At 61.8% G+C, this 12,553-nt stretch carries 5 protein-coding genes and 3 pseudogenes; 6 read left to right on the top strand and 2 right to left on the bottom strand.

Features of this window, described 5'->3' with window-relative positions:
* The first annotated feature begins 115 nt into the window (after positions 1-115).
* Positions 116-361: a helix-turn-helix domain-containing protein gene (locus CGZ66_RS28970; RefSeq protein WP_095090258.1), complete on the top strand. Its 246-nt coding sequence runs from the start codon at positions 116-118 to the stop codon at positions 359-361.
* A 207-nt stretch (positions 362-568) separates the two neighbouring features.
* The gene (locus CGZ66_RS28965) at positions 569-1,756 is read left to right on the top strand and encodes an IS110 family RNA-guided transposase (protein ID WP_245331278.1); all 1,188 of its coding nucleotides are present in this window, start codon (positions 569-571) and stop codon (positions 1,754-1,756) included.
* On the opposite strand, the pseudogene CGZ66_RS28960 reads toward CGZ66_RS28965, so the two are convergent.
* Positions 1,699-1,929, bottom strand: a pseudogene (locus CGZ66_RS28960) (integrase core domain-containing protein); the annotation flags it as partial. The gene CGZ66_RS28965 and the pseudogene CGZ66_RS28960 overlap by 58 nt on opposite strands.
* Before the next feature lie 230 nt (positions 1,930-2,159).
* Between CGZ66_RS28960 and CGZ66_RS28955 the strand changes: the two are divergent.
* Positions 2,160-2,618, top strand: a pseudogene (locus tag CGZ66_RS28955) (IS110 family transposase); the annotation flags it as partial.
* 394 nt (positions 2,619-3,012) lie between these two features.
* Here the strand turns inward: CGZ66_RS28955 and CGZ66_RS40995 are convergent.
* Positions 3,013-3,822 carry a hypothetical protein gene (locus tag CGZ66_RS40995; protein ID WP_245331277.1) on the bottom strand — a complete coding sequence of 270 codons (810 nt, stop codon included), beginning with the start codon at positions 3,820-3,822 and terminating at the stop codon, positions 3,013-3,015.
* A 270-nt stretch (positions 3,823-4,092) separates the two neighbouring features.
* Here CGZ66_RS40995 and CGZ66_RS28950 point away from each other — a divergent pair, with 270 nt between their 5' ends.
* The 3 genes and pseudogenes from CGZ66_RS28950 to CGZ66_RS28940 all read left to right on the top strand — a co-directional run.
* Positions 4,093-10,380, top strand: coding sequence for a shikimate kinase (locus tag CGZ66_RS28950; RefSeq protein ID WP_245331276.1), 6,288 nt, complete (start codon positions 4,093-4,095; stop codon positions 10,378-10,380).
* A 349-nt stretch (positions 10,381-10,729) separates the two neighbouring features.
* Complete coding sequence (locus tag CGZ66_RS28945; RefSeq protein ID WP_095090521.1) at positions 10,730-10,945, top strand: helix-turn-helix domain-containing protein; 216 nt, start codon at positions 10,730-10,732, stop codon at positions 10,943-10,945.
* 720 nt (positions 10,946-11,665) lie between these two features.
* A pseudogene (locus CGZ66_RS28940) lies at positions 11,666-12,409 on the top strand (ArdC family protein); the annotation flags it as partial.
* Positions 12,410-12,553: the final 144 nt, after the last annotated feature.

Raw genomic sequence — 12,553 nt, 5'->3', positions numbered from 1 at the left:
TCTCTCGGTTTGTACGATCGCGCGTCCGCCCTGACGCCCGGTCAATATCCTAAAACGGGATACTCCGAAACTGGGATTAGTCGGCGAGCCGGTTCCTTCATGGCCGGTTCGCAAAATGCCGAAATCCCTTCGATCATCTCGCCAGCGCCAGATGCTGAAACAGCTGATTGCGGCGCGAAAGAACAAGGGCCTGACCCAGCTCCAGGTTGCGCAGGCGCTGGGCCGCCCACAGTCCTTCGTCGCAAAGTATGAGGGCGGTGAACGTCGTTTGGACGTCATTGAGTTTTTAGAACTAGCGGAGATTCTGGAGGTCGATCCCTGCCAGCTGCTGGCACAGGTTCCTCGTTCTCGCCACCGATAGGTCACGATAAGGGGAGCTTCAGCGAGAAACGTCCTCAAGTCGAATCCTTCAACAAGGCGTCCGGCGGGCCGAGACCGCAGGATCTGCTTCGCAATGGACCGAGCCCGATCTGCTTTGCCGGCTCCGGGCGGTCTCGGCCGCCCACCTTCCCCTCGCGGCCATGAGCAGGACCTGACGCAAGAGGAACTGGCTGCGCGCGCGCTGAGTTTGACCCAGGTTGACGATCTGAGCCGTTCGCTCGTCCCGTTTGATCAAAATAGCAGCGTAATCGTCGTTGTTGAAATGAGTGAATCGAGTTGGTTGGCGGCGGGACAGGTTCCCGGCATTGAACGCTTGCCTCTGAAAAAGTTGGAGCCTGATCCTATTGCTTTGCTGCGGCTGGTGGAGCGGTGGCGTGACGAGGCGGTCAAGGTGGGCAATGCAATCGAACGGATTGCGCTGGCCTTCGAGGCCGGGCGCGATGGGTTCTGGCTGGCGCGGTGGCTGGAGAGGCGCGGCATCGAGGTGCACGTCGTCCATTCGACTAGCGTCGCGGTGTCGCGCGAACATCGTCGGGCGAAGACCGATCGGTTGGACACGGCGATGCTGATGCGCGTCTTCCTGGGCTGGCTGCGCGGCGAGCGTGGACATTGCGGGATGGTCGCAGTTCCGACGCTCGAGGAAGAGGATGCCAGGCGTCCAAGCCGTGAGCGGGAAAGTCTGGTCAGCGAGCGCACGCGGATCATCAACCGCATGAAGGCGATCCTGGCGTGGCTCGGGATCCGCAGCTTCAATCCCAAATTGCGAAAGGCAGTACAGCGCCTTGACGGGCTGCGGACACCGGACGGTCTGCCACTGCTACCCAATACGATCGATGAGCTCCGGCGCGACATGGCCCGGCTCGCCATGGTCTGCGAGCAAATCAAAGCGATCGAGAAGGCCCGCCTTGCGCGTCTCGAACAGGAGCCGGCGGCGGGGCCGCACGCGATGGTGCGTCTCATCGCCAGCATTATCGGCATCGGCATCGAGACAGCAGACATGCTGGTTCAGGAGGTGCTCTCCCGCAATCTTCGCGACCGGCGGGCTGTGGCGCGCTATGCCGGCCTGACCGGCGCGCCCGACGAAAGTGGCTCCAAGCGGCGCCAGAAGGGACTGGCGAAGGCAGGTAACGCCCGCGTCCGTCGCGGCCTGATCCAGCTTGCTTGGCGCTTTCTGCGTTTCCAGAAGGATAGCGCTCTGGCCCAATGGTACCGGGCGCGAACGGAAGGTCCGACCGCCGCACGCAAAACGAAGATGATCGTAGCGCTCGCCCGCAAGTTGCTCATAGCCTTGTGTTTAGTCCCGGCATTTTGCTGGAGCGGATTTAGCTTGAAGCGTTGTTGTTCTGTGGCCCAAGCTTCGCAGATGAACTGGTAAGGCGTGAGGCCGTTGAGGGTCTTCAGCCTACGAGCGAAGTTGTAGGCGGAGACGAAGTCTGCAAGGTGCTGGCGAAGCTGATCGTGGCTCTCGTAGTAGGTGGCATCCTTGATAGTCCGGTTCATTCTTTCGACCTGGCCGTTATCCGGTATGTGATCTGCGGTGCCTATTCGTCCTGCTGTTTCTTTGTTTGGAACGGCCTTATGGTGAGCCCATCCGGGACCTGGGGCACCGGGAGCACGAAGGTGCGGGCAGGCCGTCTTTAGACCGTTGGCTGAGAGCCCGAGCTCGTTACATGGCCGCCCCTCGCGACTTTCCCGGATGCGCTGCGAGCGCGGATCAGTAGATGTCGTGTTGCCCGCCAGCTCCCGTTCTTGACCGAGCCAGAAAGGAGGCAACAGGCATGTGCATCATCGGACTGGATATCCACCGCGCCTTCGCCGAGGCGGTGGCGTGGGAGGACGGCAGGCTCAGGCGGCTGGGCCGTGTCGACATGCGGCGCGACTGCTAGAGGCGTTTGCCGCAAAGCTGGCGCCGAGCGACATCGTGGTGATAGAGGCCACTGGCAACGCGTCCTCGGCCGCCGCGGTTGTCGCGCCGCACGTACAGAAGTGGTGATCGCAAACCCGAAGCAGGTGCGCATCATTGCCTATGCCAAGATCAAGACGGATACGATCGATGCCGGCGTTCTGGCGACAGCGGCTTCCTGCCAGAAGTCTGGATTCCGGACGAGCCGACACAGGCGCTGCGCCGGCAAGTGACGCGGCGCAATCAGATCGTCCGGCAAAGATCGCGGTTGAAGAATGTCATCCAGTCGATCCTTCATAGCCACCTCATCCCGTCCTGCCCGCATGCCGACCTGTGAGGCGCCAGTGGTGGTTGCCGCGCAAAGCAATAAATCTCTCGCCAGGTTATTGCGATACTCGTCCAACATGAGGTCTAGTCAGGCTTCCGTCAGATACCACGAGTATGATGATACCCTCAGCGTGCAATGCGACAGGAATGACCGTGCGCAATTGTATTTTCATTTGCACTCGGGGTTGGCTATGACGGGTATTGGTCGACGTGGTGGCTTGTACAGTGGGCAAGTCAGAGCTGGGGGCGCGCAGGACATAGGGGGGGCCCGCGGTCCTGCCTCTGGACAAGGTGGCCAACAGTTCAATTCGCTCATGGAGCGGATGCGTTCCGACCATGAAAATCCAGAGGGCGGACCCGTCCGCACCAGTGATATCCTGCGGGACGCGTCTCCTCATCCATCAGTTGGCGCACGCGGGAGGCGGCGCGGGTTGGATAGGGAGGAAGGCTGGTCGCATTTCGAGGATGAACCCTGGCGCGGCGATCAGGTGGCGGAGGGCTCGCAAAGGGGCGAGCGCCCGCCTCAGCGACAGGATCGTGGCGCATTCAATCGGGAAGAAGGCCCCTCGCGTTTCGGGGATGAACCCTGGCGCCGCGAGCGCCCGCCCCAGCGACAGGATCGTGGCGCACCCTATCGGGAAGAAAGCTCTTCCCGCTCTGGTGGCGAGCATTGGCGCGGCGATCGGGCGGCCGAGGGCTCGCAAAGGGGCGAGCGCCCGCCTCAGCGACAGGATCGTGGCGCATTCAATCGGGAAGAAGGCCCCTCGCGTTTCGGGGATGAACCCTGGCGCCGCGAGCGCCCGCCCCAGCGACAGGATCGTGGCGCACCCTATCGGGAAGAAAGCTCTTCCCGCTCTGGTGGCGAGCATTGGCGCGGCGATCGGGCGGCCGAGGGCTCGCAAAGGGGCGAGCGCCCGCCCCAGCGACAGGATCGTGGCGCACCCTATCGGGAAGAAAGCTCTTCCCGCTCTGATAGCGAGCATTGGCGCGGCGATCGGGCGGCCGAGGGCTCGCAATGGGCTGAGCGCCCGCCTCAGCGACAGGATCGTGGCGCACCCTATCGGGAAGAAGGCCCCTCGCGTTTCGGGGACGAACCCTGGCGCGGCGATCGGGCGGCCGAGGGCTCGCAATGGGCTGAGCGCCCGCCTCAGCGACAGGATCGTCGCGCACTCTATCGGGAAGAAGGCTCCTCGCGCTCTGATAGCGAGCATTGGCGCGGCGATCGGGCGGCCGGAGACTCGCAAGCAAGCATGCGCCAGCGCAATCAGGCGGCCGAGAGCTCGCAATCGGGCGCGCTTCCGCAGCCAAGGCAATCCGCAAGCGACCTGGGTCCTGGACTTGGAAAGCGGCGCGTAGACGACGTAGCCGCGCAGAGCCACGCCAGCTTTGAGCGACCTGATCCACAGTATTCAGGCGAGTTGCATGCAGCACTAAGAGGAATTGCTAACGCGCGTGACATCGGGGGGTTCTCAAGAGAGGTGGTGAAGCATTCCAAGCGCCTGCGGATGCCGGATCAAGCAACGTTCATGCAAAAGGCCTCCGTCGATTTTGAACGCAAATTTGTCCCGCGCTTGGAGGAAGATATCGACGCCCGGCAATCATGGGGGTACGCCACTACGTGCAATGCGGTGAGCCGGTATGCGGGAGGGCAGGCAGGGATAGAAGCTTGCAGGGCTGTCGCAGCTCGGCTGTCGCAGCTTGATCTCGCGTTAATGAAGAAGATTGAACCGAGAGCGCTTTCGCTCTTCGCATCATCATTCGGTCGGGACCCATTGTCGACGAAATGTCGCGATGGAGCGATGAGAATCGCCCGAATTTGTCAGGATCAAAGGGGCGTACTAGGTGAGCTGGGCAGCCAAAATCTCTCGTTGCTGGCCAATGGTTTCAGCAAGTGGCCGGAAGCACCGGACTGTCGCAAGGCCACAGCCGCGATCGCCGATGAGGTCCTTCGCCGCGCCGAAAGCGAGGTCGGGCTCTCTGACTTTATGCAGGAGCATCTGACGTGCCTGGTAAATGGTTTCAGTAAGTGGGCGGAAGTGCCGGACTGCCGCGAAGCCACAGTGGCGATCGCCAGTGAGGTCCTTCGCCGCGCTAAACGCGACGTCCGGCTCTTTGACTTTACTCAGCAGGGGCTGGCGAACCTGGTGAACGGTTTCAGCAAGTGGCCGGAAGCACCGGACTGTCGCAAGGCCACAGTCGCTATCGCCGAGGCGGTCCTTCGTCGCTCCGGAAGCGGCGCCTTGATCTCTGATTTTACTCCGCAGGACCTGGCGAACCTGGTGAATGGTTTCAGCAAGTGGCCGCAAGCGCCTGGCTGCCGCGAGGCCACAGTCGCGATCGCCAGCCAGGTCTCTCGCTTTGCCAAACGCGAAGCCCAGCTCTCTGACGTTACTCCGCAGCACCTGGCGAACCTGGTGAACGGTTTCAGCAAGTGGCCGGAAGCGCCGCACTGCCGCGAGGCCATAGTCGCGATCGCCAGCGAGGTCTCTCGCCGCGCCAAACGCGACGTCCGGCTCTTTGACTTTACCCAGCAGGGGCTGGCGAATCTGGTGAACGGTTTCAGCAAGTGGCCGGAAGCGCCGGACTGCCGCGAGGCCACAGTCACGATCGCCAGCGAGGTCTCTCGCCTTGCCAAACGCGAAGCCCAGCTCTCTGACTTTAATGCGCAGGACGTGGCAAACCTGGCGAACGGTTTCAGCAAGTGGCCGGAAGCGCCGCACTGCCGCGAGGCCACAATCGCGATCGCCGGCGAGGTCTCTCGCTTTGCCAAACGCGAAGCCCAGCTCTCTGACGTTACTGCGCAGCACCTGGCGAACCTGGTGAACGGTTTCAGCAAGTGGCCGGAAGCGCCGCACTGCCGCGAGGCAACAGTCGCGATCGCCGGCGAGGTCTCTCGCCTTGCCAAACGCGAAGCCCAGCTCTCTGATTTTAATGCGCAGGACGTGGCAAACCTGGCGAACGGTTTTAGCAAGTGGCCGGACGGAGGGGCCTGTCGCGAGGCCACAGTCGCTATTGCCGAGGCGGTCCTTCGTCGCTCCGAAAGCGCCTTGATCTCTGATTTTACTCCCCAGAACCTGGCGAACCTGGTCAACGGTTTCAGCAAGTGGCCGGACGAGACGGGCTGCAGCAAGGCCACGGTCGCGATCGCCGGTGAGGTGCTTCGCCGTGACAACCGGCTCTCTGATTTTAGTCCGCAGGGATTGGCGAACCTTGTGAACGGCTTCAGCAAGTGGCCGGAAGCAGCGGCGTGCCACCAGGCAGTCCTGGACATCGTGCGCAAACTGGGCTCCGGAGGCCAACGATTCGGAACGTTCACCACACTTGAGCTCGGCATGATGGCCAATGCTCTGGGGCGAAGTGTCACCAGGGGAGAGGACACAGGAGAGATCATAGAGACCGCTCTGCTGAAGGATCGGCTACACCAGCTGGCCCGCTACCTTCACTATGCCAGTGATCGTCTGGAGCAGACCCACGTTCTGAACATCGCCGTGATTTTCAAGGCGCTGGCCAAGGCTCGATTGTTTGACGATCTCGGTTTGCTCGCACGGCCGGCGTTGGATCGGCTTACGGAATTGCATCGTGCCCCTGGTTTTGCCGCTGAGAACAACCTCGAAACCATGGGCAATCTCTGCCTCGCCGTGCTGCCGCTGGCGCGCAGCCCGCGCAAGAGCCTGCGCTGGCATCGGAGGCAGGCTCTGAATTTGCTGAACGACATTCAACCGATCGTCGAGCATAAGATTGAGGCGCATCTCAAAGCAGGCGATGGCGAGCGGACCCGTGGCCCGTACTCGAGCCGTCGCCCCGCCTTGTCGATCTATCAAGTGCTCAAGACCCGCACGGTTCTGGCGACATTGTTCCGCCGGCCGTATGTCGAGGGCAAGAAGTCCGATTTGCGGGTGAGGCAAGAAGAGCTGCAGTTCAAGACCAAGGAGATTTTGGAGAAAACGGCCGGCCTCATCGAAGGCGACCTTTCCACCATGAGTTGGAACCTGATCGCGGAGATCGCGGCAGAGACCCCGCTTGATGGGCTGGACACGTTCATGGCGCAGAATGTGGCGACGGTCCAGGCCCAACATCCAGCGTCGGTGTTCGACGTCCATCAGGTGTTGCGAGCAATGGACCACGAGCCCAGACCGCCGCAAGGTGAGGCGGGACTGATGCAGTTGCCGGTGGTGGACATGCAGGGCCGGCCAGTGGCCACGGAGCCCGAGACACGCTATTCGATTTTTCATCGCCTGACCTCGGGAGCTTTGCCAGTCGTCGCGGTGCAGCTGCCAGGAAAGCCCAGCCCCTTCATGCTGGCGCGTACGGTTACCGTCGAGGGTGTGCCATACCGCATGGACCTGTTCGGCGGAAGCAAGTTAAAACCACCGAAACCGACCCTCTCGCAGCTCGCCGCCCGCGCCCCGGACGCCGCGGCAGCCATGTCTCCTGGCGGAAAGCTGCTGGCCATTCCGTATGCCGATACCGCATCGGGCACGGCGTTCGAGCAGCTATTGCGCGCCTGGGCCCCTTTCAAGGAGGCATATTATTACATGCAGCGCAGGGGTTTTGCCGCGCCTCCAGGAATCAAGGGGCTGGGCCCTCACGACTACGCGCTGGAGGGCGCCTTCAAACTGTCGCTGCTGCCGGATCGCCCTGCGAACCAGGAACATCCCTTCAAGCTAACTGGGCCGGAAGGCCCGATCGCCTTGCGATCGCATAATGGCTGCGGTTTCATCAAGGCCTCGCTGGCCAACCGCATGCCGGCTGTTCATCGCGCCCGCCGGCAGGAAGGTCCTGATCGGGTGCCTGCCTTTGCTGAGGGACGCAGATCGTCCCTGCCTGCCTCGGCGCTGCAACATTATCCACGCAGCGAGTCGGTGGCCGATGAGGCGCAAGAGAAGGCCAAGACCTGGCTCGAGAGCCGACAGGGGCAAAGGCTGTCGGCCGAGGAGCTGTTTCGAACCGTGACTGGCGGACATATCGACGGTCCTGGCGCGGTTGCCATACCCTCCAGCGACGAGTGTCTCCATGTGCCGACGCTCAAGAGCGAGACGTTGACGGGGACGAGCGGCGTGCTGATCGGGCGCTCGCCCTATGACAAGCCCAACCTGCGCCCGTTTGCCCCAGAAGGAGTCAAGTCGGCCCTCGAGGGGGATCCGACCGCTGTGTTTCTCGATAACTGCACGGCCATCCAATACAGCTTCAACGTCGCCCAGAAGTCGGGGAGGGAACTGGCGGCCAACGATCCGACCTTTTTTGCCAAAGGCATTCTGATCGTTGTCCCGGATAAGATGTGGCCGGCCGCCTACGCCGACCGTGGGCTGGTGATGTCTGCCGAGGACGTCAAATGCCATGCGAGCTGGACCTCGAGCAAGGACCGCGTCAAGGTGGACACGCCGCTCGACTGCCTCGGCATCCTGCAGGCGACCGAGGTGTTTGCCCCGGGCTCGTTGGTGGCTGTCCCGACCGGTGAGCAGAAAAAACTTGACGGCGACTTCGACGGCGACACCGTCATCATCCTCGGCGACCGGCCGCAGCTTTATGAGCATTTGCGCGCGTTCGATCACCGGGAGCAAGCTCTGGGACTTCCGTCGCTGAAGCCGCCAAAGTCCCATACCCCGGCGCTTGAGGGCGACGATTACCAGTTCAGTCGCGCCCGCCAGATCCTCTCTGCCACGCAGAATGTTCTGGAAACTTATACCTGCCTGCAGCGAAGCTTTCTGGCTCAATCCCATGAAGCACGACGCTGGTTTGCCGAGCGTGCCGTCTTTGGCACCTATGAGGGCGTTCACAAGGAGCTCCGGCGAGATATCGGTCAGCTGTTGAACCAGGAAGAGGTGAGTGGCCAGGATATCCAGAACACGTTTGCGAGGGCGAGGCGCGAGATTGAGGTCGCCAAACATCCGGTTGCCCGCGAAATGGCCGAGTTGCTCGTCTCCGACCTTGTGGCATGGGCAGTCAAGCAGGGTGGACAACTCCTGCCCGAAACAATCGAAAGCGCGAACGCCGCAAACCCGAGCTTCAGCGCAAGGCTGTGCGAGCTTTTCCCGGGTCTGACCGAGACCTATCCGGCAACGCCTCAGCCACGAGACCGCATCCAGCTTTTGCTCGACCACTATCCTGCTCGCATCGATTCTCGCCCAGATGGTTACAATCCGGACGACCTCGTACAAAGCGCAACCAACTTGCTGAGCCTCGGCATCAAGGTCGGCACCGACGCCTATAAATCCGATACTGGCGCCAACCTTTTCTTCAAGAAGGGCAGCTACCTTCAGCGGCTCCTCCACCAGACACCGGGCTTGAAGTCCGTGCCCTATGTCAAGGGCGTTGCGGCGACCCTCGCCCAGGGAAGGTTTGACGTCGATGCGACCTTGGATGATCTGAAAGACAACCCCACGCTGGCCGCGGGCATCATGGAGGCCTCGATCAAATTCGCTGCGGAGCAAGGCATTCTGCCGAAACCTTCTGGCCTCCGGCCCACCGCCGAGGATGCCGACATGATGATTGCGCTGACCCGCGCGGAGGCTTCAGAGCGCGCCCAGATCGAGGCTGCCCGCGCTAGAGCCGAAGAGAGCAAAATCACCGAGGCCGCGCTCGGCGTCGCCGAAAGCCTCTGGAAAGCGGACTTCCAGATGAAGATGCCCCATCTGGAGCGCCGCTTGAAATCGCATGCCTCCATAACAGATGAACTCACCGGCATGAGCGTCCCGCCCGGCAGCGCTCCACAGCTCCTCACCAATGCTGTACGCCATGTCTTCGAAATCCCTGACGAGCATTTTATAAACGCTTTCAAGAAAGCCATGCTGGCCTTCGATGACCGGGGCTACACCGAGGTCAGCGTGGTCAACTGGTTCAGTAAGCAGACTCGAAATTTCTTGGGCATCAAGGTAGTGCTCGCCACGCCCGAAGCTTATCGCTTCGAGGTCGAGTTTCACACGCCAGGCAGCTACAGGGCCAAACTGGCCAATCACGACACTTATAAGATCCTTGGCAAGCTTCGGCAGCAGCATTCAAGCGGGGATGCTCCGCAAGCCAAGGCCGAGGAACTGATGAAACGCGCCATCGAGGTCTGTGCCGAGGTTGCGATCCCCAAAGGCGCCCTTGGCATACCAAACTGGAAAGCCGAAGAGGATCCTAGATGGAGCGCTGCTGCGGCATTTGGAATGCGAGTTGGCGAAAAATCAAGAATGTCCGAGATCGCCAGGTCGCCGGAAGCAAGCCAGATTGCGCCGGCCCTCGGCGTGCGGCCGATAGCGCTCGTCGGCATGTCGGGCGTCGGTAAATCCACCATTGGCGAGCGGCTTGCAAAAGGGTTGGGGTTGAAATTCATCGACTCCGATGCCGAGATCAGGAAAGAGGCCGGCATGTCGATAAAAAAACTTTGCGAAACCCATGGCGAGGAGCATTTCAGGGAGCTTGAGGCGAGAGTGATTGCGCGTGTGCTGAAGCAAGGACCGGCAGTGCTCGCGACCGGTGACAGTTCCTTCATCCATCAGCAGACCCATGGGCTCATCCAGGACAAGGCGGTCTCGATCTGGCTCAAGGCCGATGCCGACCTGATAATGCGACGGCTCGGGAGACGACGCGGTCGCCGGCTGCAGCAGGCCTCGGACCTGCTGGGCACTATCACGCAACAGATCGCTGAGCGTGAGCCGATCTATCAAAATGCTCATCTCACGATCGCTTCGCGCAATGTGTCGCATGAGAGGCAGATGGATGAATGCGTCAGGGCGCTGCACGCCTATCTGCGTCCCGAGCCGGCAGCCGCTCAGCCGGGCGTCTAATAAATCCCGTTAATGAGTTTCCCGCTCCCGACGCGGATAAGAACCCAGGAGCATGCTCGCCCCAGTATTTCATACAAAGTGAACGAGAACCCAAGCAGCCCTCCCAGGAGTATTTGCGCCATGAAGAAAGCTGAGGCTCAGCCAGACCGGAGAGCCTGACGACACCCGAACGACGTCTCGGGTTCGCCCCGTTGTCCCAGCTGCTCCATGAACTTCGATGTAGTCGGCATCCAGCTTCTCCGCGATCATTTAATCTAGCCTTTGCATTTTGTAATCTCTCCCGTGACTCCGCCGCTTTGTCGAGAATACTCCGTGGTGAAATGCTCGATAAGAAGCTGGCCTCTCATGCATTGAGATTCGAAAGGTCTTTGCCCGCAATCTTCGCCGGCACCGACACAAAAAGAAACTGTCCCAGGAGGCGCTGGCGCATGAGGCCGGCGTCGACCGCACCTACATCAGCGCCCAGGAACGCGGCGTTTACGGTGCCAGTATCGATATGGTCCAGAAGCTCGCCAAGGTGCTTGAGGTTGATCCGGCAGCCTTGCTGGATCCTCGATCGGAATAGAGTTGTTCAACAAGGGGTCGGGCGGGTCCGGCACTACAGGATCTGCTTCCCGATGATCCTGTTGCAAATCGTTCCGAGCCTGGCGCGCAAGGGTTCTCGCGGACCGAGCCCGATCTGCTTTGCCGGCCCCAGGCGGTCTCGGCCGTCCATTTTTCCTCGCGGTCACGAGCAGTACTTGACGCAAGAGGAACTGGCGGCGCGCGCTGAGCTTGATCATGCGCTAGGTGGGCGCGATCGAACGCGCCAGCGTGAATGTGCTGGGGCGATTGGCGATCGCTTTGATCCCTGCGATTTGATCAGGCCGTCGAAGAAATAGGGTTTGAGCTTGGCGACTTGATCTCCCAAACCTGGGCGCCAGCGCGCCTTTGGCGCGCACCGGGTGCTCGTGAACCGAGCCCGCTTTTCTTCGGCAGGCTCAGGCGGTCTCGGCCATCCGGCTTCGCCCCCTGGCGCAAAAGCAGCCTTGCGGCTGCCGATGGTCGCCGTCCTTTGGCCGGCGCGGCATTGGGTTAGCTGCCTTTCCCGGCGGCGCGGGTGGGCGGCACTCCCTTCTAGGCCCGCCGCGGCAATCCGCAACCCTTTGCTGTCGCTCCGGGTCCTCCACTTCGTTCCGGTCCTTCGGATGCGGTTCGCCTCCGACGGCGGGCCTTTCCGGTCGCGTTTCGCCGCCCACCCCGCTTCCGGGGAAAGGTGTGCGATTGAAGAGCGGAGGATAAAACGATGCGTGCAAACAGTAAGCGTTGCGCCAACGCAAGGGCAGGCGGGCGCCCGGCCGCCAGCCTTTATCAGGAGATCACCGACCGCATTGTCGCCGAGCTGGAACGCGGCACCGTGCCATGGGTCAAGCCTTGGGGCAGGGCCAATGCCGGGCTCGGCCTGCCCAAGAACGCCGCCACCGGGCGCTGCTATTCCGGCATCAACATCCTGATCCTGTGGGGCGCCGTCATCGAGCGCGGCTATCCCTGCCAGAACTGGCTGACCTTCCGGCAGGCGCTGATCCTTGGCGGCAATGTCCGCAAGGGCGAGCGCGGCACGACCATCGTGCATGCCGACCGCTTTGTTCCCAAAGACGAAAAAGAACGCGCCAGCGACGATGGCGAGGAGCCGCGGGCAATTGCCTATCTCAAGCGCTTCACCGTCTTCAATGTCGCTCAGTGCGACGGCCTGCCCGAGCATGTTCGCGCCGCCGCCGAGCCGCTACCCGAACGCGAAATCATCCCGCAGGCCGAAGCGCTCATCCGCTCCAGCGGCGCCGATTTGCGCATCGGCGGCGAACGCGCCTTCTACATGCCCGGTAGCGACTGCATTCAGGTCCCCCCGCAGCCGGCATTTTTCAAGCAGATCGACTATTACAGGACCTGCTTTCACGAGCTTGGCCACTGGACCGGCCACCCCTCGCGCCTTGCCCGCGATCTCTCCGGCTCGTTCGGCTCCAAGGTCTATGCTCGCGAGGAACTGGTCGCCTTATCCTGACTCTGTAATCCTGTCTCAGAATCAGGCATTGAGGGGCCCCACCGACTGTTCCGGTGAGGCTCTTCAGACGTCCGGGTCAAGCGTTCCCGCAGCGTAGCGAGGACAACGCTTGACGCGGCGGCGGCACGACAAGCT

The organism is Mesorhizobium sophorae (assembly GCF_002270415.1).
GTDB lineage: Bacteria > Pseudomonadota > Alphaproteobacteria > Rhizobiales > Rhizobiaceae > Mesorhizobium > Mesorhizobium sophorae.
Note: the sequence above shows the minus strand (reverse complement) of the source record. Positions and strands in the feature narration are given on the sequence as shown.